Source organism: Streptomyces sp. NPDC015125 (assembly GCF_043080045.1).
Taxonomy (GTDB): domain Bacteria; phylum Actinomycetota; class Actinomycetes; order Streptomycetales; family Streptomycetaceae; genus Streptomyces.
This window is the reverse complement of record NZ_JBIBVF010000012.1, coordinates 77,746-97,245: the sequence shown is the minus strand read 5'-3', so window position 1 is coordinate 97,245 and position 19,500 is coordinate 77,746. Positions and strand designations below refer to the sequence as shown.

Annotated in this window: 21 protein-coding genes and 1 pseudogene; 15 read left to right on the top strand and 7 right to left on the bottom strand. The window is 71.4% G+C overall.

Translation table 11 applies throughout. The annotated features are described in order from the left end of the window. Positions 1 to 77: 77 nt before the first annotated feature. A complete protein-coding gene (locus tag ACF088_RS24285; protein ID WP_392377877.1) occupies positions 78 to 1,712 on the bottom strand; it encodes an FAD-dependent oxidoreductase in 1,635 nt (544 codons plus the stop codon). 251 nt (positions 1,713 to 1,963) lie between these two features. Here ACF088_RS24285 and ACF088_RS24280 point away from each other — a divergent pair, with 251 nt between their 5' ends. The 7 genes from ACF088_RS24280 (at position 1,964) to ACF088_RS24250 (ending at position 7,262) form a co-directional block, all read left to right on the top strand. Beyond that, positions 1,964 to 3,082, top strand: a complete 1,119-nt coding sequence (locus tag ACF088_RS24280) for a SchA/CurD-like domain-containing protein (protein ID WP_392377876.1) — start codon at positions 1,964 to 1,966, stop codon at positions 3,080 to 3,082. Between the two features lie 66 nt (positions 3,083 to 3,148). Beyond that, on the top strand, positions 3,149 to 3,583 hold the full coding sequence (locus ACF088_RS24275) for a cupin domain-containing protein (protein WP_392377875.1): 435 nt from the start codon (positions 3,149 to 3,151) through the stop codon (positions 3,581 to 3,583). Continuing rightward, a complete protein-coding gene (locus tag ACF088_RS24270) occupies positions 3,580 to 4,848 on the top strand; it encodes a beta-ketoacyl-[acyl-carrier-protein] synthase family protein (protein ID WP_392377874.1) in 1,269 nt (422 codons plus the stop codon). The genes ACF088_RS24275 and ACF088_RS24270 overlap by 4 nt, the downstream gene beginning before the upstream one ends. Further along, positions 4,845 to 6,095, top strand: a complete 1,251-nt coding sequence (locus ACF088_RS24265) for a ketosynthase chain-length factor (protein WP_392377873.1) — start codon at positions 4,845 to 4,847, stop codon at positions 6,093 to 6,095. The genes ACF088_RS24270 and ACF088_RS24265 overlap by 4 nt, the downstream gene beginning before the upstream one ends. A gap of 15 nt (positions 6,096 to 6,110) precedes the next feature. Further along, a complete protein-coding gene (locus ACF088_RS24260) occupies positions 6,111 to 6,398 on the top strand; it encodes an acyl carrier protein (RefSeq protein WP_392377872.1) in 288 nt (95 codons plus the stop codon). Position 6,399: 1 nt separating this feature from the next. Next, the gene (locus ACF088_RS24255) at positions 6,400 to 6,873 is read left to right on the top strand and encodes an SRPBCC family protein (protein ID WP_392377871.1); all 474 of its coding nucleotides are present in this window, start codon (positions 6,400 to 6,402) and stop codon (positions 6,871 to 6,873) included. A 56-nt stretch (positions 6,874 to 6,929) separates the two neighbouring features. Next, positions 6,930 to 7,262 carry a TcmI family type II polyketide cyclase gene (locus ACF088_RS24250; RefSeq protein WP_392377870.1) on the top strand — a complete coding sequence of 111 codons (333 nt, stop codon included), beginning with the start codon at positions 6,930 to 6,932 and terminating at the stop codon, positions 7,260 to 7,262. Between the two features lie 113 nt (positions 7,263 to 7,375). Here ACF088_RS24250 and ACF088_RS24245 read toward each other — a convergent pair whose 3' ends face one another. From ACF088_RS24245 to ACF088_RS24235, 3 genes are all read right to left on the bottom strand, one after another. After that, a complete protein-coding gene (locus ACF088_RS24245) occupies positions 7,376 to 8,404 on the bottom strand; it encodes a methyltransferase (protein WP_392377869.1) in 1,029 nt (342 codons plus the stop codon). Positions 8,405 to 8,411: 7 nt separating this feature from the next. Next, positions 8,412 to 9,518, bottom strand: coding sequence for a nitrous oxide reductase family maturation protein NosD (locus tag ACF088_RS24240; RefSeq protein WP_392377868.1), 1,107 nt, complete (start codon positions 9,516 to 9,518; stop codon positions 8,412 to 8,414). Between the two features lie 478 nt (positions 9,519 to 9,996). Beyond that, a complete protein-coding gene (locus ACF088_RS24235; RefSeq protein ID WP_392377867.1) occupies positions 9,997 to 10,371 on the bottom strand; it encodes a VOC family protein in 375 nt (124 codons plus the stop codon). Between the two features lie 498 nt (positions 10,372 to 10,869). Here ACF088_RS24235 and ACF088_RS24230 point away from each other — a divergent pair, with 498 nt between their 5' ends. Beyond that, on the top strand, positions 10,870 to 11,250 hold the full coding sequence (locus ACF088_RS24230) for an ArsR/SmtB family transcription factor (protein ID WP_392377866.1): 381 nt from the start codon (positions 10,870 to 10,872) through the stop codon (positions 11,248 to 11,250). Between the two features lie 352 nt (positions 11,251 to 11,602). Continuing rightward, positions 11,603 to 11,770: a hypothetical protein gene (locus ACF088_RS24225; protein ID WP_392377865.1), complete on the top strand. Its 168-nt coding sequence runs from the start codon at positions 11,603 to 11,605 to the stop codon at positions 11,768 to 11,770. Here the strand turns inward: ACF088_RS24225 and ACF088_RS24220 are convergent. Beyond that, positions 11,739 to 12,533: a CDP-alcohol phosphatidyltransferase family protein gene (locus tag ACF088_RS24220; protein WP_392377864.1), complete on the bottom strand. Its 795-nt coding sequence runs from the start codon at positions 12,531 to 12,533 to the stop codon at positions 11,739 to 11,741. The two genes, ACF088_RS24225 and ACF088_RS24220, sit on opposite strands and share 32 nt — an antisense overlap. 109 nt (positions 12,534 to 12,642) lie before the next feature. Between ACF088_RS24220 and ACF088_RS24215 the strand changes: the two genes are divergently transcribed. From ACF088_RS24215 to ACF088_RS24195, 5 genes are all read left to right on the top strand, one after another. Further along, positions 12,643 to 13,626 carry a zinc-binding alcohol dehydrogenase gene (locus ACF088_RS24215; RefSeq protein ID WP_392377863.1) on the top strand — a complete coding sequence of 328 codons (984 nt, stop codon included), beginning with the start codon at positions 12,643 to 12,645 and terminating at the stop codon, positions 13,624 to 13,626. Positions 13,627 to 13,704: 78 nt separating this feature from the next. Beyond that, positions 13,705 to 14,103: a 6-pyruvoyl tetrahydropterin synthase family protein gene (locus ACF088_RS24210; protein ID WP_392377862.1), complete on the top strand. Its 399-nt coding sequence runs from the start codon at positions 13,705 to 13,707 to the stop codon at positions 14,101 to 14,103. Next, positions 14,100 to 15,221, top strand: coding sequence for a glycosyltransferase family 4 protein (locus ACF088_RS24205; RefSeq protein ID WP_392377861.1), 1,122 nt, complete (start codon positions 14,100 to 14,102; stop codon positions 15,219 to 15,221). The genes ACF088_RS24210 and ACF088_RS24205 overlap by 4 nt, the downstream gene beginning before the upstream one ends. Continuing rightward, entirely contained in the window at positions 15,218 to 16,099 is an 882-nt protein-coding gene (locus ACF088_RS24200; protein WP_392377860.1) for a methyltransferase domain-containing protein, read from the top strand. Before ACF088_RS24205 ends, ACF088_RS24200 begins: the two co-directional genes overlap by 4 nt. Further along, positions 16,096 to 17,103, top strand: coding sequence for a lysylphosphatidylglycerol synthase domain-containing protein (locus tag ACF088_RS24195; protein ID WP_392377859.1), 1,008 nt, complete (start codon positions 16,096 to 16,098; stop codon positions 17,101 to 17,103). The genes ACF088_RS24200 and ACF088_RS24195 overlap by 4 nt, the downstream gene beginning before the upstream one ends. 102 nt (positions 17,104 to 17,205) lie before the next feature. Here ACF088_RS24195 and ACF088_RS24190 read toward each other — a convergent pair. Both ACF088_RS24190 and ACF088_RS24185 read right to left on the bottom strand, forming a co-directional pair. Beyond that, positions 17,206 to 17,844 (bottom strand): annotated as a pseudogene (locus ACF088_RS24190) (RibD family protein); the annotation flags it as partial. Continuing rightward, positions 17,837 to 18,592: a creatininase family protein gene (locus tag ACF088_RS24185; protein WP_392377858.1), complete on the bottom strand. Its 756-nt coding sequence runs from the start codon at positions 18,590 to 18,592 to the stop codon at positions 17,837 to 17,839. The gene ACF088_RS24185 and the pseudogene ACF088_RS24190, both read right to left, overlap by 8 nt. A 112-nt stretch (positions 18,593 to 18,704) precedes the next feature. On the opposite strand from ACF088_RS24185, the gene ribA reads away from it, so the two are divergent. Beyond that, positions 18,705 to 19,388 carry a GTP cyclohydrolase II gene (gene ribA, locus ACF088_RS24180; RefSeq protein WP_392377857.1) on the top strand — a complete coding sequence of 228 codons (684 nt, stop codon included), beginning with the start codon at positions 18,705 to 18,707 and terminating at the stop codon, positions 19,386 to 19,388. Positions 19,389 to 19,500: the final 112 nt, after the last annotated feature.

The window sequence follows — 19,500 nt, the reverse complement described above, 5'->3', positions numbered from 1 at the left end:
TCATCGACAGCCTCGTGCGTCACCGCACCCGGCCCCTGCTGTTCGAACGGGGCGGGGGCGGGGGCGGGCCGGGTGGGTCAGCTCCGGCACAGCAGCGCTTCGAGGACCTCCCGCAGTGCCGCCTCGGGGTCGGCCACCCGGCCTTCGGCCCGCCACGCCACGAAGCCGTCGGGGCGCACCAGCACCGCGCCCTCGGGCGTCGTCCCGTGCTTCTCGGCCCAGTCGGCGCCGTCCTCGGGAGCCAGGTCGTCGTTCGGCCCGGTGCCGATCAGGTAGCAGTCCAGCCCGAGGGAGAACTCCTCGTTGGCGCCCTTGGCCGCGGTGCGCCACATCTCGCCGTCGGTACCGGTCAGCAGGACGAAGGACTTCTCGTACAGATCGAGGATCGAGCGCCGCTCGCCGCCGGCCCGCAGCCACATGTGCGGGGCACGGGTGCCCGGCTCGCCCGTGAGCCGCATCTGGTCGGGTACCACCGGCAGCCCGGGGTCGGCGCCGACGACCGCGCCCTGCGGATAGCAGTACCCCAGGGCGACGGTGAGCACCCCGCGCTGCCGGCCGCCGCCCGCGCCGGGAGCCGGCGCGTACCCCGGGTGGCTGTGCTCGGCCGAGCGCGCCGAGGCGCGGGCGCTGGTCTCCCGCGCCACCGGCTGCCGCTCCGCCTCGTAGGTCCCCAGCAGCTCGGGGCCCGCCGAGCCGTTGAGCACGGTGGCGAGCTTCCAGGCGAGGTTGTGGGCGTCCTGGATGCCGGTGTTGGAGCCGAACGCCCCGGTGGGGGACATCTCGTGGGCCGAGTCGCCGGCCAGGAAGACCCGGCCGTCCGCGTACCGCTCCGCGACCCGCTCGGCGGCGTGCCACGGGGCCTTGCCGGTGATCTCAACTGCCATGTCCGGTACGCCTGTTGCCCGGCGGATGTGGTCGATGCACCGCTCGTCGGTGAAGTCCTCCAGGGTCTCGCCCGTGTCGGGGTGCCAGGGGGCGTGGAAGACCCAGTTCGCCTGGTTGTCCACCGGCAGCAGGGCGCCGTCGGCGTCGGGGTTGGTCAAGTAGCAGGCGATGAAGCGGCGGTCGCCCACGACCTCGGCGAGCTGCGGCGCGCGGAAGGTGATGCTCACGTTGTGGAACAGGTCGCCGGGCCCCGTCTGGCCGATGCCCAGCCGCTCGCGGACCGGGCTGCGGGGCCCGTCGGCGGCGATCAGGTAGTCCGCGTGCACGGTGGTGAGCTCGCCGGTCTCCCGGTTCTTCAGCGTCGCCCGCACCCCCTGCGCGTCCTGCTCGAAGGAGCTCAGCTCGGTGGAGAAGCGCAGGTCACCGCCGTGCTCGCGGGCACAGCGCACCAGCACCGGCTCCAGGTCGTTCTGGCTGCACAGACACCAGGCGGACGGGCTGATACGGGCCAGCCCGCCACCCGGGTCGATCTCCTTGAACAGCCACTCCTGGTCGTCGCCGGTGAGCGAACGGGCCTGCAGGATCCCGTGGTTGTCGGCCAGGACCGACGCGGCCTCGCGGATCCGCTGCTCCGCACCGGCCACCCGGAACAGCTCCATGGTGCGGACGTTGTTGCCCCGCCCTCGCGGGTGGCGGGAGGTGTCCGAGTGCTTCTCGACCAGTAGATGTCTGATACCCAGGCGTCCCAGGAACAGCGACGCGGACAGGCCGACGAGGGACCCGCCCACGACGAGTACCGGCACCCGGTCTTCGACGGTGGGATTCATTGCGTGCTCCAGCTCCAGGGACGCTTACGGCAGATGGAGCACGAATGCCCGGCTCGGAGCCTGTTCGATCACGGTTCACCTGCATGGCTCACAGATCTCGCGCCACCCGTGGGTCCCGGCCACGATCGAATCCGGGACGCCCCCGCGACACCGGGCAGGCCGCCCCCACCATCCGGCTCAGTCACCCGGATCGCACCGGAACTGACGACGCACCACTGGGGCCATCGGGCCCCGAAGGAGATGCGTAGACGATGACAACGCTGTCGGAACGAATATCCCAGTCGGCCTTCGACGGCTCCCGGCTGAGGGTCGTGCTGCTGCTGGACCTCCACGACGGAGCCCAGCAGGACTTCCTCGAAGCCTACGAGCACCTGCGCAACCAGGTCGCGTCCGTCCCCGGACACATCACCGACCAGCTGTGCCAGTCCATCGAGAACCCCTCCCAGTGGCTCATCACCAGTGAATGGGAGAGCGCACCGCCGTTCCTGGCCTGGGTCAACAGCGAGGAACACGTCAAGATGGTCCAGCCGCTGCACGGCTGTGTCCGTGACACCCGGTCGCTGCGCTTCAGCGTCCTGCGCGAGACCTCGAACATCGCCAGCCTGGCGCCCGAGCCTCCCAAGGGCCGTCTGCAGGCCAACCCCCGCGTCGGCGACGGGGTGGTCCGGCACGCGCTGACCTTCACCGTGAAGCCGGGCAGCGAATCGATGGTCGCCGACATCCTCGCCGGGTACACCTCCCCCGAGGCCCGGGTCGACGACACCACCCGGCTCCGCCGCACCTCCCTCTTCATGCACGGCAACCGCGTCGTGCGTGCGGTCGAGGTGCAGGGCGACCTCGTCGCGGCGCTGCGGCACATCTCCCAGCAGCCCGAGGTCCGGGCCGTCGAGGAGGCCATCAACCCCTATCTGGAGCAGGACCGCGACCTCAGCGATCCCAACTCCGCGCGGGTGTTCTTCACCCGGGCCGCGCTGCCCGCCGTGCACCACGTCGCCTCGGGCGGACAGCAGCCCGACGGCATCAAGCGGCATGCGCTGTTCTACCCCGCCAAGGAAGGCTGCGGCATGACGCTGGCCCAGATGCTCGCCCGCCAGGACGAGCTGGCCGCGGACGATCCGGCCTGCCCGATCGCCGGCAGCACCATCTTCCAGCGTGACGACGTGGTCGTCCGCCTCATCGATCTCCGGATCCCGATCGAGAGCGATCCCGTGCTGGCGCTCGGCGTGCGCGGTCCTCGCAAGACGGCCGTGCTGCGCCGTCTGCTCGACACCGAAGTGGCCGGCGGTCTGTCCAACGACCGTGAGCTCGCACATTTCCTGGAGCGCGCCGACATGGCCCTCATCACGGACCGCCGGGCACCGGGCGCCTGAACGGGCCCGGCCGCAGCAGGTCTCTCCCTCATTCACCCCCGGCCCCAGCCCCTGGAGGAAGCAGCCATGACCACGTACCGCCCACGCATCGTGGACCTCAGCGAGACCCAGCCCAACCGCCGGCGCGGAGGTGATCTGCGCGCCATGCTGACACCCAGCGCGGTGGGCGCCACGAGCGGCTTCATGGGCATGGCACTCGTGCAGCCCGGCGAGCGCATCGGCGAGCACTACCACCCCTACTCCGAGGAGTTCGTGTACGTCGTCCAAGGCGCGCTGGAAGTGGACCTCGACGGGGAACCGCACCCACTCCGCCCTGACCAGGGGCTGCTGATCCCCCCGTACATGCGGCACCGCTTCCGCAACGTCGGAGACGTGGAGGCCCGTATGGTCTTCCACCTGGGCCCGCTGGCCCCGCGCCCGGAGCTCGGCCATGTCGATACCGAGGGCTCGGAAGAGAGCACGCCGGCCGCACCACCGGAACGCACGGAGCCGGTGTCATGACCCGCCGTGTGGCGGTCACCGGCGTCGGGATCGTCGCTCCGGGCGGTGTGGGGGTGCCCGCCTTCTGGGACCTGCTGTCCGCAGGCCGCACGGCGACCCGGGGCATCACCCTCTTCGACCCGGAGGGGTTCCGCTCGCGTATCGCCGCCGAGTGCGACTTCGATCCCGCGGCCCACGGGCTGAGCGAGGAGCAGGTGGCCCGCTCCGACCGGTACATCCAGTTCGCGATGGTCGCCGCGGACGAGGCGCTGCGCAGCGCCGGCCTGGACACGGAGGCCGAGGACCCCTGGCGCATCGGGGTGTCCCTGGGCACCGCGGTCGGTGGCACCACGCGCCTGGAGCACGACTACGTCGCCGTCAGCAACCACGGTGAACGGTGGGATGTCGACCACCGGCCGGCCGGCCGCCATCTGGAGCGGGCGTTCTCACCCAGTTCGCTCGCCTCCGCGGTGGCGGAACGGGTCGGGGCCCATGGCCCGGTGCAGACCGTTTCGACGGGCTGCACCTCCGGTCTCGACGCCATCGGGTACGCCTTCCACTCCATCGAGGAGGGCCGGGTCGATGTGTGCATCGCCGGCGCATCCGACTCACCGATCTCCCCGATCACCGTGGCCTGCTTCGACGCGATCAAGGCGACATCCGCGAACAACGACGATCCCGCCCATGCCTCCAAGCCGTTCGACGCCCACCGCGACGGATTCGTGATGGGGGAGGGCGGCGCCGTCCTCGTCCTGGAGGAGCTGGAACACGCCCGCGCCCGCGGGGCGACGATCCACTGCGAGATCCGTGGCTACGCCACCTTCGGCAACGCGTACCACATGACCGGCCTCACCCAGGAAGGCCTGGAAATGGCCGAGGCGATCAACCGGGCACTGGGTGACGCCAGGATCGACGCCACCCAGGTCGACTACGTCAACGCGCACGGCTCGGGCACCCAGCAGAACGACCGGCACGAGACGGCCGCGGTCAAACGGTCGCTCGGCGAACACGCCCGCAAGATCCCGATGAGTTCCATCAAATCCATGGTCGGCCACTCGCTCGGGGCCATCGGTGCGATCGAGATCGTGGCCTGTGTGCTGGCACTCACCCATCAAGTGGTGCCGCCCACGGCCAACTACGAGACTCCGGACCCGGAGTGCGACCTCGACTATGTGCCCAAAACCGCACGGGAGCTGCCGCTGCGTTCGGTGCTCTCGGTCGGCAGCGGCTTCGGTGGATTCCAGTCAGCGGTGGTACTGACCCGACAGGGTGGGAGGGCATCATGAGCTCCCCGAGAGCACGTCGTTCCGTCGTCACCGGCATCGGTGTCATCGCCCCCAACGGGGTGAGCACCGAGACCTTCTGGAAGGCGACCGTGGAGGGCATCAGCGTCCTCGACCGGGTCACCCGTGAGGGGTGTGAGCACCTTCCGCTCAAGGTCGCCGGCGAGGTCCGCGGATTTGACCCGGCGGATCTGATCGAGGAGCGCTACCTCGTCCAGACCGACCGGTTCACCCACTTCGCCATGGCGGCGGCCAACCTCGCGCTGGACGACGCCCGGCTCGGCCGTGCCGACTACAACGACTCACCGTTCGCGGTGGGAGTCGTCACGGCCGCCGGATCCGGCGGCGGCGAGTTCGGCCAGCGGGAGCTGCAACGGCTCTGGGGCCAGGGCTCCCGCCACGTCGGCCCGTACCAGTCGATCGCCTGGTTCTACGCGGCGAGCACCGGACAGATCTCCATCCGCGGTGGCTTCAAGGGGCCGTGCGGAGTCGTGGCCAGCGACGAGGCGGGCGGTCTGGACGCCCTGGCGCATGCCGGCCGCACCATCCGGCGCGGCACCGATGCCGTCGTCGTGGGTGCCGCCGAGGCACCTCTGGCCCCCTACTCGGTCGTCTGCCAGCTCGGCTACGACGACCTGAGCAAGCTCGACGATCCAGCCCGCGCCTACCGCCCGTTCACCGGCGGCGCATGCGGATTCGTTCCCGCCGAGGGCGGCGCGATGCTGATCGTCGAGGAAGAGGCGGCGGCCGTGACCCGTGGGGCGAGCGTCCGGGCCGTACTGGCCGGGCACGCCGCGACCTTCACCGGAGCCTCCCGGTGGGAGGAGTCCCGGGACGGGCTCGCGCATGCGATCCGCGGCGCACTGGCGGATGCGCGGTGCGCCCCGGAGGAGATCGATGTGGTGTTCGCGGATGCGCTCGGCGTTCCTGCGGCCGACCGGGCCGAGGCGCTGGCGATCGCGGACGCCCTGGGCCGGCACGCCTCGCAGGTCCCGGTGACCGCACCCAAGACCGGCACCGGGCGGGCGTACTGCGGCGCCCCTGTCCTGGACACCGCGGCCGCGGTGCTCTCCATGGAACAGGGCGTCGTGCCGCCCACCCCCAACGTCGTCGATGTCTGCCACGACCTTGACGTGGTGACCGGCCGGGCCCGCCCTGCCGAGTTGCGGACGGCGCTGGTGCTGAGCCGGGGGCTGATGGGCTCGAACGCGGCAATGGTGCTGCGCAAAGGCTCCCCGTCCCCCTCGTGAGAAGGAGAACCGCACATGAACGCTCAACTGACGCTCAATGAGCTGGCCGCGCTGATGAAGTCTGCCGCCGGACTCACCGTCGACCCGAAGGAGCTGGCGAACCGGCCCGACGCGACCTTCACCGAATTCGGCCTGGACTCGCTCGGCCTCCTCGGCATCGTCGGTGAGCTGGAGAACCGGCAGGGCCGGCCGATGCCGACCGACGCGGAGCGCTGCAAGACGCCGCGCGACTTCCTCGCCCTGGTCAACACCGTCCCCACCGCCCACACCGTGCAAGACAACGTGTCTACGACAGGAGCCTGACATGTCCGGCCACACCGAGAACGACATCACCATCGCGGCGCCGCTCGACCTCGTCTGGGACCTCACCAACGACATCGAGAACTGGCCGCAGCTGTTCAGCGAGTACGCCTCGGTCGAGGTGCTGTCCAGGGAGGGCGACAAGACCACCTTCCGGCTGACGATGCACCCGGACGACAACGGCACGGTCTGGAGCTGGGTCTCCGAGCGCGTCATCGACCGCCACAGCCGCACCGTGCGCGCCCGCCGCGTCGAGACCGGCCCGTTCGCGCACATGGACATCCACTGGAAGTACGCCGAGATCCCGGGCGGCACCTCCATGCACTGGACCCAGGACTTCGCCATGAAGCCCGATGCCCCGGTCGACGACAAGGGCATGACCGAGCTCATCAACCGCAACTCCCGGATCCAGCTGGAGCTCATCCGCGACCGCATCGAGCAGCGGGACCGCGAACTCCGGTCCACCACCGTCAGCTGACGGCCCGCCAGGCCGCGTGCGGACCGCCACCCGGCGGCAATGAAGGGATCTTCCCGATGCATCACGCTCTGATCGTCGCCCGTATGGCGCCCGATTCGGCTCCGGACATCGCCGAGGTCTTCCAGGCCTCCGACCGTACGGAACTGCCGCATCTGGTCGGCGTCTCGCGGCGGACCCTCTTCCAGTTCGGTGACGTGTATCTGCACCTCATCGAATCCGACCGGCCGCCCGGCCCCGAGATCGCCAAGGTGACGGAACACCCCGAGTTCCGCGCCGTCAGCGACAAGCTGTCCGCCTTCGTCAGCGCGTACGACCCGGAGACCTGGCGAAGCCCCAAGGACGCGATGGCCCAGCCGTTCTACAGCTGGCAGCGCGACGGCAGCCGCTGACGCGTACGCGGAGCCGAGGCGATCCCCCGGTTCCCGCGCCGTCCCGGACACGGGCAAGGCCGCCCGGTGAGGAGCAGTCTCCTCACCGGGCGGCCTGCCGTGCCGGGTCATGCTCATTCGGGGACGGTGCACTCGAACGCGTGCAGATACGGATTGACGACCAGGATCTCGCCGACCTTCAGGCCGGCCTCCGCCATGCGGCTGACCAGGCTCGCCTTGGTGTGCTTGGCACCGCCGACGTTGAGCAGCAGCAGCAGGTCCATGGCGGTGGTGAACTTCATCGAGGGGCTGTCGTCGACGAGATTCTCGATGATCACGACGCGGGCACCGGGCCGGGCGGCCTTGACGACGTTGTGCAGCGTGCGGCGGGTGCTCTCGTCGTCCCATTCCAGGATGTTCTTGATGATGTAGACATCGGCCTGGACCGGGATGTCCTCGCGGCAGTCCCCGGGCACGACCCGTACCCGCGAGGCGAGCGGGCCGCCGTCGCGCAGCCGCGGGTCCGGGTGCGCCACCACGCTGGGCAGATCCAGCAGCGTGCCTTCGAGAGCGGGGTACTTCTCCAGCAGGCCGGCGAGCACATGCCCCTGGCCGCCGCCGATGTCCGCCACCGACGAGGCACCGGTCAGATCGAGCAGATCCGCGATGTCCTGCGCCGACTGCTTGCTGGAGGTGGTCATCGCACGGTTGAAGACCTCGGCCGAGTCGCCTGCGTCCTCGTGCAGGTACTGGAAGAACCCCTTGCCGTACAGGTCGTCGAAGACGCTGCGGCCGGAGCGCACCGCATCGTCGAGCTTCGGCCAGGCCGCCCAGGTCCACGGCTCCGTGCACCACAGCGAGATGTACCGCAGGCTGTCCGGGGAGTCCTCCCGCAGCAGCCGGGACATGTCCGTGTGGAGGTACTTCCCGTCGTCGGTCTCCTCGAAGATCCCGTAGCACGACAGGGTGCGCAGCAGCCGTTCCAGCGGCCGCGGCTCGGTCTTGACCGCGGCGGCCAGTTCCTCCGCCGTGGTGGGCCGGTCGCCCAGTGCGTCGGCGACGCGGAGTTGCGCCGCCGCCCGTACGGCCGCCGCACAGGCGGCTCCGAAGACGAGCTCCCTGAGCCGCATGGCCGGCTGGGGGGTGGGGCTTACGGTGGTCATTCCGCCTCTATTCTCCGATTGAAGAGGGCTGCGCCTCGTGCACCTCTTGCCGTCGGCACAGACCGGCCGGCTGCGAGGTCCGGCAGATGTTGTCGACGAACCGGTTTCCCTTGCCCTTGGGGTCGCGGTCGGCGAGGTCCACCGGCTTGTTGTGCAGCACGAGGTTGTCGATGATGAGGTTGCGTTCGTTGGTCGCCTTCACGAAGCTGTGGAAGAGCACGATGCCGCCGGAGAGCGGGGACTTGCCGACGTTGTCGCGGACCAGATTCCGCCGCACCAGCGTCTTCTCGGCGCCGGTGAGGACGATGCCGGACCCCTGGAGGAACGGCAGGCGGGGGGTGGCGGGGCAGTACTTGTTGTTCTTGACGATGGTGTTGTTCCGGACCGCCAGCGCTCCCGCCCGGGGGCGGGACTCGTCGCCGACGACGAAGACGCCGGCGCAGTTCCTGGTGATGGTGTTGTGGGCGACCACCAGGTTTCTGACGCGGCGTACCGTGATGCCGATCCGGTTCCTCGCGAGGTAGTTCTCGGTGACCGCGGCCCCCCGGGTGTCGGTGGCCCCGCCCTCCTCCTTGACCGTGTTGGCCAGGAAGATTCCCGAGTCGCCGTTGCCGGTGACGACGTTGTCGCGGAACAGCCCGCGGACGGACTTCTCCTGGGCGATGCCCCACACGCCGTTGTTCCGTGCGAACACGTGGCGCACGGCCAGCCGGTCGGTGCCGGAGGCCCAGAGGCCGTTCTTCTTGAAGCCCTTGACGGTCAGCGAACGGATGCTGACGTCCCGCAGCGGCCTGCCCGCCGCGCCGATGACGCAGATGCCGTTGCCGGCCTTCGCGCACATGTTCCCGGCCCGCTTGCCGATCGGGGCGATCACCGTCTTGGGGCCCGCGCCGACGAGGCGCAGCCGCGACTTGCGGATGACCACGCTCTCCCGGTAGAGGCCGGGCCGGATGATGACGGTCTCACCCGGCTTCGCTCTGTCCACCGCCCGTTGGATCGACTGACCTGGGTGGACGACGAGTCGTTCCGTTGCGTCGCTCGGCGATGCCGCGCCCAGTCCGCCGACCAGCATCGCGGCGACGCAGCCCATGTATTTCATCTGTCGTAGAGCCATGAAGCGAAGCTATGGGCGATCACTTCCGCTCGCCACATGTGGTGACCCGATGATGACGGTGCGTGCAGCGGCCAGCTTTCGACACGCCGTCAAGTCCGCTGCCCGGCGCCGCACCGGATGGCCGATCAGGGCCGGTCAGCGGGTTTCTCCCGGTCCTCGCCGGTAGCATCGGGCGCCTCGGCGGACGGTGGGCAATCGGCTGGGGCACCATCGCCTGACCGGGTATCGGACGGCGTGCCGGGCCGGGCGTCGGGCCGGATGTCCGACGGGTCGTCAGCCGACCCGTCCGGCCCCGCCTCGGTCAGGAAGGCCGCGAGGCTGGTCGGCAGAAACCATGGACGGGCGAGGGAAAGGGTCACGGAAGACCAACGCGCCAGGCCCGGCCGACGACACCCGCTCAGGGCCGTCGGCGCGTTTGATCACCCCAACGGCCCCGGGGAGGCGGCGCCGAACGGGCGTCGGCCGAGGACCACCGGGATCAGCCCGCCCGCTCGGCCGCGCTGCGCTCCACACAGAACTCGTTGCCCTCGATATCGGCCGGCGTCACCCACCCGGTCCCGTCGGCCCGCCGGTGGTCGGCCACCAGGGTCGCGCCGAGCGCCAGCAGCCGCTGGACCTCCTCGTCCCGGCTCCGGTCCTGTGGCTGCAGGTCCAGATGCACCCGGTTCTTCCCGGCCTTGGCATCGGGCACCGTGACGAAGAGCAGGGTGCCACCCGTGGCCGTGACCGTGGCCTCCGGATCGCCCGGCAGATCGTCCCCGGCCGGCGTTCCGTCCAGTACCTGCGCCCAGAAGCCCGCCGGACGGTAGGCGTCGGTGCAGTCGATCGTGGTGTGACGTACCGGTGAAGTCATGGGCGCCACTGTGCGGTTGGGGGGGCGGGGGGCTGTCCAGCGGCACCACACGGGACGGGGCGGCGCCCGCGGTTCGGCCGCACAGCCGGTGGCGCCCCGGACGCGCCGGTGGCGATGGCCCCTGCCGGCCCCGTGCAGTAACTGCTCCTGTCCGGAGCTGAGTTCACGGAGAGTTCGGCACCGCGGCCACCGGTGCGGACGGCAGGAACCGGCGGGCCGGCGGCAGCGGGGACGGGTGGCGTCGGGGACGGGTGGTGTCGGCGGCGGGCGGCGCCGGGTGTCCGCGCCCTGCGCGTCCCCGGTTCGTCCGGTACACCCATTCAAGTTGCCCGACCCGGTCGTCTACAGTTGCAGAATTCCGCAATTCAACAGATGACGCGATGGCCGGTCGGCCTGAACGCGGAGGATATGCGTGGGCGGTTTCGCCGAATCGGCACGGATACGGATACGGATACGGGTGCGCGTGGCGCGGTCCGGGCCCGGGACCGGGGTGCGGGCATGAACGGCGCCTGGGTTCCGCTCTGTCAGGCCAAGGCCGACTTCTTCCGGATGCTGGGTCATCCGGTCCGTATCCGGGTGCTGGAACTGCTCCAGGGCGGGCCGATGCCGGTGCGGGGGCTGCTCTCCGCGATCGAGGTGGAGCCGTCCGCGCTCTCCCAGCAACTTGCCGTGCTTCGCCGCTCGGGCCTGGTGACGGCCACCCGCAGTGGCTCCACCGTCGTCTACGAGCTGGCCGGAGGCGAGGTCGCGGAGCTGTTGCGCGCCGCCCGCCGGGTTCTCACCGAAGTGCTCGCCGGACAGCATGCGCTCCTCACCGAGCTGCGGCAGTCCGAGGCCGGCGCACTGCCGACGCCCGGCGGGGTGGGGGCGGTCTCGTGATCCGCCCCCTCCGCCCGCTCGTCCTTCACCGCCTTCGACCCCTTCTGGTTCTGGCACGTCGTCCCGAGGACGGTGGCCGCCCGGCGAAGGTCCGCCCGTTCACCAGCGGAAAAGGGTGAAGCGGATGCCCGGATCACCACGGCGTAAGGGGCCGCCGCCATGGCGGGCGGTCCGCTCCCGTACCTGCATACCCACGCCCCTCGGGCCGGGGACCGTACGGCCCTGCCGGGGACGTCCCCCCGGACGAGGGCCACTGCGCACCGCTCGCGGACACGGCCGTGCGTGCCCGGAGAGCGCCGCCCGCCACCGCGCCTCGCCGCGCTGCGGCGTCCGGCGGGCCGGTGCGACCGCGGTGCGCCCCGGGACACAGCTGGCCCGGCTGCCCGGTGCGGTACTGCTCACCCACCGGGCTCCACGGCGCAGCCCGTGGCGGCAGGTGCTGCTCTCCATCCTCGTGACCCATCTGCTGCTGGTCTTCCTGGTGCTGGTCATCTATCTGGGCCGGCACGCCGGGACGTGACACGGAGGCCGGTGAGAAGAGGGGCGCCGATGCCCACCGCGGACGCCTCGCCCGCTCTGGTCCGCCACAACCACACGACATCGCGTCCGAAGGACCACACCAGGAGCCCCAGCGCCACGGCCACCGCCGTGACCGCCGTGGCCCGCGGCAGGATCCCCGTACCGGCCACGACCAGCACGACGCCCTGCAGCGCCGCCACGGTCTTGCGGGCCATGCTGGGCGGCAGTGCGCCGCGCAGCCACGGCAGCACCCAGGACGCCGCGACGAAGGCGTACCGCATCAGGCCGATGGCCAGGACCCAGGCGCCCAACGGGATCGCGACGTGGACACAGAGCACCAGGATCAAGAAGGCATCGACCTCCATGTCGAAGCGCGCCCCCAGCGGCGTCGCCGTTCCGGTGCGCCGGGCCACCTGGCCGTCGACCGCGTCCAGGACCAGCGCCACGGCGGCGAACACGATCAGCACGGTGACCGGTGTCCGCCGGGCGAAGGAGTCCGCGACCAGCGCGGTCACCCCGCCGACGAGAATGGTGCGGGCCAGTGTGACGCGGTTGGCCGGTCCGAACGACGTGGTCCACGTCCGGCGCAGCGCGACGGTGAGCACGGCCCAGGTGACCACGGCGAAGAGACAGCCCGTGAACCACCCCACGGTGCCCAGGCCGTCCACCCGGCACAGGACTTCCAGAACCAGCAGTTGCATGCCCATACCGGCCGTAATGTCCGGTCCGAACGGCCTTGTGTCGTAGAGCTCTTGTACGGCCACCCTGCCTCCCGGGATGTGTAGCGGAGTCGAAGGGCGCCGCGTAGGGTGACGGCGTCCTCATGATCTCCAGCATCGATGAACCATCGCCGTAGCGTCCAGGAGGATCCCGATGCCGCGTGCTGCTTGTGCCTTTTGGCTAAGCGCTCCAGGTCAGGGCGAGATCCGGACGGTAGCCCTTCCGGAGCCCGCCGCCGGTGAGGTCCTGGTGCGCACGGTCTGCTCCGGAGTGAGCCGTGGAACGGAGACCCTGGTCTTCCGTGGCGGCGTCCCCGAGAGCCAGCACGCCGTGATGCGGGCGCCGTTCCAGGAAGGCGACTTCCCGGCACCGGTCAAGTACGGCTACCTCAATGTAGGCGTCGTCGAGGAAGGCCCGCACGACCTGCTGGGCCGTACGGTCTTCTGCCTGTATCCGCACCAGACACACTTCGTCGTCCCGGCGAGTGCCGTCACCCCGGTACCGGACACCGTCCCCGCCGCGCGGGCCGTGCTGGCGGGCACGGTGGAGACCGCGGTGAACGCCCTGTGGGATGCCGCGCCGCTGGTCGGCGACCGGATCGCGGTGGTCGGCGCGGGCATGGTCGGCTGCAGCGTCGCCGCGGTCCTGGCCCGCTTCCCCGGGGTCCGGGTGCAGTTGGTCGACGCCGACCCCGCGCGCGCCGCCACCGCCCGCGCACTGGGGGTGGACTTCGCCCTGCCCGCGGAGGCGCTGGGCGACTGTGACCTGGTCGTGCACGCCAGCGCCACCGAGCAGGGCCTGGCCCGCTCGCTCGAACTGCTCGCCCCGGAAGGCACCGTGATCGAGCTGAGCTGGTACGGAGACCGGCAGGTCAGCCTGCCGCTGGGGGAGGCCTTCCACTCCCGCCGGCTGGTCGTCCGCAGCAGCCAGGTGGGCACCGTTTCCCCGGCCCGCCCCCGCCGTACCTTTGCCGACCGGCTCGCCGTCGCCCTCGATCTGCTCGTCGACCCCGCCTTCGATGCGCTGATCACCGGCGAGTCGGCCTTCGAGGACCTGCCGCGGGTGCTGCCCCGGCTCGCCTCCGGCGATCTCCCGGCGCTGTGCCACCGCATCCGGTACGGGCCGGCGGCCGGCTGACAACCACCGGGAAACCACCCGGAATTCGCTCCCCGACGAACACCTCACTGAGACCGACATCACACCGGAGGAACGGCCTTGTTCAGCATCACCGTCCGCGATCACCTCATGGTCGCCCACAGCTTCCGTGGCGCGGTCTTCGGACCCGCGCAGCGTCTGCACGGCGCGACCTTCATCGTGGACGCCACCTTCCGCCGTGCGGAGCTCGACGCCGACAACATCGTGGTCGACATCGGCCTGGCCACCCAGGAACTCGGCGCCGTGATCGGTGAGCTGAACTACCGCAACCTCGACGACGAGCCCGCCTTCACCGGCATCAACACCTCGACGGAGGCCCTGGCCAAGGTCATCGCCGACCGGCTCGCCGACCGCATCGAGGCGGGCAAGTTCGGTGCGGGCGCCCGCGAACTGGCGGGGCTGTCGGTCACCCTGCACGAGTCGCATATCGCCTGGGCGACGTACGAGCGCACCCTGTGACCCCTACCGGCGCCACCGCGGCGGCGGAGCGTGTGGTGCATGTCGTCCTCCCCGGTGACGTCGACGATCCGGCGGTCCCCAGCGGCGGCAACACCTACGACCGCCGGGTGTGCCGCGACCTCCCGGCGGCCGGCTGGCAGGTGCGCCCGTACGCGGCGCCCGGAAGCCGGCCGCGGCCGGACGCCGCCGCCCGCGCGGGGCTCGTGCGGTACCTGGCGGCGCTGCCGGACGGCGCGGTGGTCCTCCTTGACGGCCTGGTCGCCTGCGGCGTCCCCGAGATCCTAGAACCCGAGGCGGGACGGCTGCGGCTGGCCGTACTGGTCCATCTGCCGCTGGCCGACGAGACCGGGCTCGACCCCGCCCTTGCGGCGGAGCTGGACGCCCTCGAACGCCGCACCCTGCGCGCCGTGGGGGCCGTCGTGGCCACCAGCGAGTGGGCGGCCCGCAGGCTCGTCGCCCACCACGGTCTGGCGCCGGAGCGGGTACATGTCGCCAGGCCGGGAGCCGATGCCGCGCCCCTCGCACCGGGCACCGACGGCGTCACCGGTCTGCTGTGCGTCGCCGCGGTCACCCCGCGCAAGGGGCAGCACCTCCTGGTGGAGGCCCTCGCCACCGTCACCGAGCTGCCCTGGAGCTGCGCCTGCGTCGGCGGGCTCGACCGGAACCCCGGCTACGTCGCCCAACTGCGGCGCCGCGTCACGGAGTCCGGCCTCGACGACCGGATCGTCCTGACCGGGCCACGGGCGGGCGCGGACCTGGATGCCCGCTATGCCGCGGCCGACCTGCTGGTGCTCACCTCGTACGCGGAGACCTACGGCATGGTCGTCACCGAGGCGCTGGCCCGCGGGATCCCGGTGCTGGCGACGGAGGTTGACGGCGTACCGGAAGCGGTCGGGCGGGCCCCCGACGGCAGTGTGCCCGGTCTCCTCGTACCGGCCGGCCGGCCCGAGGCCGTTGCCGGGGCGCTGCGTGACTGGCTGGGCGATCCGCACCTGCGTGATCGGCTGAAGACCGCGGCACGCGGACGGCGTGCCATGCTGGAGGGGTGGGAGATGACGTCGCACAGTCTGGCCGGAGCGCTGGAAACGCTTCGGGACGAGATCCGGAGCATACGGTGAACGCGTCCGACAGGCCCCGGTTCGCCCCGAGGTGGCTGGAGTTGCGCGAGCGCGCCGATGCCGCCGCCCGCGCACCCGAGCTGCTGCATCCACTGCTGGAGTGGCTGTCCGCGCGGCCGGCGCCCGCCGGCCCGCCCGGGAGCACCGGCGGTCTGGTGATCCGCGATCTCGGTTGTGGCACCGGCTCGATGGGACGCTGGCTCGCCGTCCGGCTCCCCGGCCCCCAGCACTGGGTCCTGCACGACCTCGACCCGCTGCTGCTCGCGCACGCCGGTGCGCGGTTGCCCGTAACGGCAGCCGACGGCACGCCCGTTGACGCCACGACCCGGCGCGGCGACCTGGCCGCCCTCACCGCCGACGACCTCGCCGGCACCTCGCTGGTGACCGCCTCCGCACTGCTCGATCTGCTCACCCGCGAGGAGGTGGAGGCGCTCGCCGAGGCCTGTGTGGACGCGGGCTCCCCGGTGCTGCTGGCGCTCTCCGTCGCCGGACGGGTCGAGCTGACGCCCTCCGATCCGCTCGACGCCGAGATCACCGAGGCCTTCAACGACCATCAGCGGCGCACGGACCAGGGCCGCGCCCTGCTCGGGCCGGACGCGGTCGAGGCGGCGGTCGCGGCGTTCGAACGACGTGGCGCGACCGTGCTGGTGCGGTCCAGCCCCTGGCGGCTGGGCTGTGCGGAATCCGCGCTGACCGCGGAGTGGCTGCGCGGCTGGGTCGGTGCGGCGCACGCCCAGCGGCCGGAGCTGGCCCCTGAGGCGGTGGCCTATCTGGGCCGGCGGCTGGAGGAGTGCGCGGCGGGGGACCTGTCCGTCGCGGTGCACCACACGGATCTGCTGGCGCTGCCCGGACCGCCCTCCGCCGGGAGTGCCGGATGAACCGCTCCCGCTGGGCGGCGTGGTTCAGGCTGCTCGCGGGACTGGGCATCCTGGTGGCGCTGGTCTGGCATCTGGGATCCGACGCCTTCCTGGACGGACTGCGCAGGATCGACGCCGCCACGCTGCTGGCCGCCCTCGCCATCGGTCTGCTCACCACGGTGTTCAGCGCCTGGCGGTGGTGTCTGGTGGCCCGCGGCCTCGGTCTGCGGCTGTCGCTGGGCGGGGCCGTCGCGGACTACTACCGGTCGCTGTTCCTGAACGCGGCGCTGCCCGGCGGCGTCCTGGGCGATGTGCACCGCGCCGTACGCCACGGCCGGCACTCCGGTGACCTCGGCCGGGGTGTGCGGGCGGTGGTCCTGGAACGCACCGCCGGCCAGGTCGTGCTGCTGGTCGCCGGGGCGGTGGTGCTGCTCGCCCGGCCCTCGCCCGTACTGGCGCCGGTCACCCGCTTCCTCACCTCGCCCGCTGTCGCACTGACCGCGGCCGCGGTGGGCGTGCTGCTGGTGGCGGTCGCCGGTCTGCTGCGCCACCGCCGGGGAGCCTCGCGCGCCGAGAGCGCCCTGCGCACCGTGCTGACCGAAGCGCGCCAGGGCCTGCTCGCCCGCGGTGTCTGGCCCGGTGTCCTGCTCTCCTCCGTGGCGGTCCTGGCGGGCTACCTCGGGATGTTCGTGCTGGCCGCCCGGGTCGCGGGAGCCACCGCGCCGAGCGCCGAACTGGTGCCGCTCGTGGTACTGGCGCTGCTCGCGATGGCACTGCCGCTGAACGTCGGCGGCTGGGGCCCGCGGGAGGGCGTCGCCGCCTGGGCCTTCGGCGCCGCCGGGCTAGGCGCGGCGCAGGGACTCACCACCGCCGTGATCTACGGCGTGCTCGCCTTCGTCGCGAGCCTCCCGGGCGCCGGGGTGCTGCTCGTCCGCCGGTCCGCCGGACGGCGTACCGAACGCCCGCAGTTCGAGTTCGAAGAGCGTGTCCTCGCCGAGCAGGGCGCGTCGCAGCGGCGGGCGTAGCGCCTCCCGCATCACCGGGGTACCGGGAAACCGCAGACCGGGGACGCCGTCGCCGAGCAGGACCGGCGCGACGGTGACATACAGCCGGTGCAGCGCCCGCTCCTGCAGGAACCGCGAGACGGTGACACCGCCACCCTCGATCAGCACCCGGCCCAGACCGCGCCGCGCCAGCGCCGACAGCAGTCGCCGGGGAGTGAACGCGTCCGTGTCCGGCAGGACCAGCACCTCGACGCCGGTGCCGCGGGGCACGGCGGTGACCTCCGGACCCACCACCCACAGCGTCGGCGCGGCGCCGTCGGTGAACACCCCGCTGTGCAGCGGCACCCGCCCCCGCGGATCGAGCACCACCCGCACCGGATTGTCCCCGGTACAGGCACGCACGGTCAGCCGCGGATCGTCCGCCACCGCGGTGCCGGCCCCGACCACCACCGCATCGGCCAGCGCGCGCAGCCGGTGCAGATGACAGCGGTCCTCCGGGCCGGTGACATAGTCGGCGTCGCCGGTCCGGGTCGCGATGAAGCCGTCCAGGCTCTGCCCGAGCTGCGCGAACGCGACCCGGGGCCCGGCCAGGCACAGCGGCAGATAGCGCGCGGCGAGCTCCACCGCCCCGGGGGCGGCGGGCCGGTCCCGGCGCGGCCCGCCGTCCCCGTCCGTCACCCATCCGGCGGCCCGCGCCGCTTCCGCGGTACGGATCGTCCGCAGTTGCTCCCAGGCGGCCGCCACGTCGAGCACCTCAGTCATGGTCTTCCGTTCCTGCGCCGAACAGCGCGGCATATTCGTCGAATGCCTCGACCAGGCCGGCCAGCAATTCCTGCCCCTTCCGGGCTGAAGCCAGCGACGGGCGCCCGATGACCCCGGATTCGGTATACGCCGGCATGCCGAGCGTCAGCAGGTGCTTCCGGTCATCGGCGACGCAATCCGCCGATTCGTAGCCTTCCTTGACCAATTCGGGATGGGCATACAGCAGAATGGACGTCTCGGCCTCTCCGGCATGCATATCGGTGTGCCCGGACGTCTGCACCCCGGCCCGGGTGCGCGCGGCGTCCCAGTCGGCCGATCCAGGGAAGAGCGCCATCCGCATGCCGCTCTCCGCGGATTCCTGAACGACATTGCGCAGCACGTAATTTCCACCGTGCCCGTTGACGAGAATCAACGTGCCGATACCGGACTTGCGGAGCGAATCAGCGATGTCCGTGACAACCGCATGCAGGGTACGCGCCGAAATGCTCACCGTCCCGGGCCAGGCGGCATGTTCCTGTGAACAGGACACGGTCAACGGCGGCAGCAGCTGGACCGGACGGCCGGCGGCCACCTCCCGGGCGATGGTGCAGGCGATGACGGTATCGGTGGTCAACGGCAGGAAGGCGCCATGTTGTTCGAAGCTGCCGATGGGCAGCACGGCCATCGTCGGCTGACGTGCCCGTACGTCCTGTGTGGTGTCCGCCGGCAACAGGCCGGGCGCCGAAGTCGGGTGTCCCGAAGCGGTCATCGTGTGCTGCGGCCTTTCGTCGCTGACTCACCGAGTCATGGTTGTCGCAGCATACTTGTTGTGTTCTGAGTGACTACCGGCGATCCATTCCCGCCGCGGGTACGATCGCGCCATGATGGACGCCGACGACGATGCCCGCCCCGACCTCCGTGTCGCAATCGATGATGCCCTCGGCCGCAAACCCGATGTGGAACAGGTGGTGACGGTCAGGCTTCCCACCACCTATGGTGAATTTCTCGCCGTGGGCTATCTGGACCGCCGTAGCGGGATCGAGCAAGTAGCCCTGGTCCACGGCGATGTCGGGGGAGGGCCGGTGCTGACCCGGGTGCATTCGGAATGCCTCACCGGCGATGTCTTCTCCTCCAGCCACTGTGAATGCGGCGATCAATTGGACGCCGCGCTGCGGGCGATCGTGGCGGACGGGCGCGGGATTCTCGTCTATCTCCAGGGCCATGAGGGCCGGGGGATCGGCCTGCTGGCCAAGCTCCGGGCGATGAAGCTGCAGGAGGGCGGGCTGGACACGGTCGAGGCGAACATCGCGCTCGGGCTGCCCGTCGATGCCCGTGATTACGGTGTCGCGGCGGAGATGCTGCTGGATCTGGGCGTCCGGTCCGTGCGGCTGCTGTCGAACAATCCGCGCAAGCGCGAGGCGCTGCTGCGGTACGGCATCGCCGTCGCCGAACAGGTCCCGCTGCTGATGACACCCCGTGCGGAGAACATCCGCTACCTCCGTGCCAAACGGGAGCGTCTCGACCACGATCTGCCGCATCTGGACGGCATCCCCGGCCTGTCCTGACACGGCATCCCCGGCCTGTCCTGACACGGCATCCCCGTCCTGCCTGACACGGCAGGACAAGCCGCGAGGGCGGCCCCCATACGACGAGGGAGGGCTCGCGACGCCGGACGTC

Bases quoted from the DNA above. Each gene is read 5' to 3' on its own strand.
- ACF088_RS24270 (WP_392377874.1), top strand. From the start codon at position 3,580: ATGACCCGCCGTGTGGCGGTCACCGGCGTCGGGATCGTCGCTCCGGGC.
- ACF088_RS24215 (WP_392377863.1), top strand. From the start codon at position 12,643: ATGCCGCGTGCTGCTTGTGCCTTTTGGCTAAGCGCTCCAGGTCAGGGC.
- ACF088_RS24285 (WP_392377877.1), bottom strand. From the start codon at position 1,712: ATGAATCCCACCGTCGAAGACCGGGTGCCGGTACTCGTCGTGGGCGGG.
- ACF088_RS24280 (WP_392377876.1), top strand. From the start codon at position 1,964: ATGACAACGCTGTCGGAACGAATATCCCAGTCGGCCTTCGACGGCTCC.
- ACF088_RS24230 (WP_392377866.1), top strand. From the start codon at position 10,870: ATGAACGGCGCCTGGGTTCCGCTCTGTCAGGCCAAGGCCGACTTCTTC.
- ACF088_RS24185 (WP_392377858.1), bottom strand. From the start codon at position 18,592: ATGACCGCTTCGGGACACCCGACTTCGGCGCCCGGCCTGTTGCCGGCG.
- ACF088_RS24265 (WP_392377873.1), top strand. From the start codon at position 4,845: ATGAGCTCCCCGAGAGCACGTCGTTCCGTCGTCACCGGCATCGGTGTC.
- ACF088_RS24240 (WP_392377868.1), bottom strand. From the start codon at position 9,518: ATGGCTCTACGACAGATGAAATACATGGGCTGCGTCGCCGCGATGCTG.
- ACF088_RS24260 (WP_392377872.1), top strand. From the start codon at position 6,111: ATGAACGCTCAACTGACGCTCAATGAGCTGGCCGCGCTGATGAAGTCT.
- ACF088_RS24275 (WP_392377875.1), top strand. From the start codon at position 3,149: ATGACCACGTACCGCCCACGCATCGTGGACCTCAGCGAGACCCAGCCC.
- ACF088_RS24235 (WP_392377867.1), bottom strand. From the start codon at position 10,371: ATGACTTCACCGGTACGTCACACCACGATCGACTGCACCGACGCCTAC.
- ribA (WP_392377857.1), top strand. From the start codon at position 18,705: ATGATGGACGCCGACGACGATGCCCGCCCCGACCTCCGTGTCGCAATC.
- ACF088_RS24250 (WP_392377870.1), top strand. From the start codon at position 6,930: ATGCATCACGCTCTGATCGTCGCCCGTATGGCGCCCGATTCGGCTCCG.
- ACF088_RS24195 (WP_392377859.1), top strand. From the start codon at position 16,096: ATGAACCGCTCCCGCTGGGCGGCGTGGTTCAGGCTGCTCGCGGGACTG.
- ACF088_RS24255 (WP_392377871.1), top strand. From the start codon at position 6,400: ATGTCCGGCCACACCGAGAACGACATCACCATCGCGGCGCCGCTCGAC.
- ACF088_RS24245 (WP_392377869.1), bottom strand. From the start codon at position 8,404: ATGACCACCGTAAGCCCCACCCCCCAGCCGGCCATGCGGCTCAGGGAG.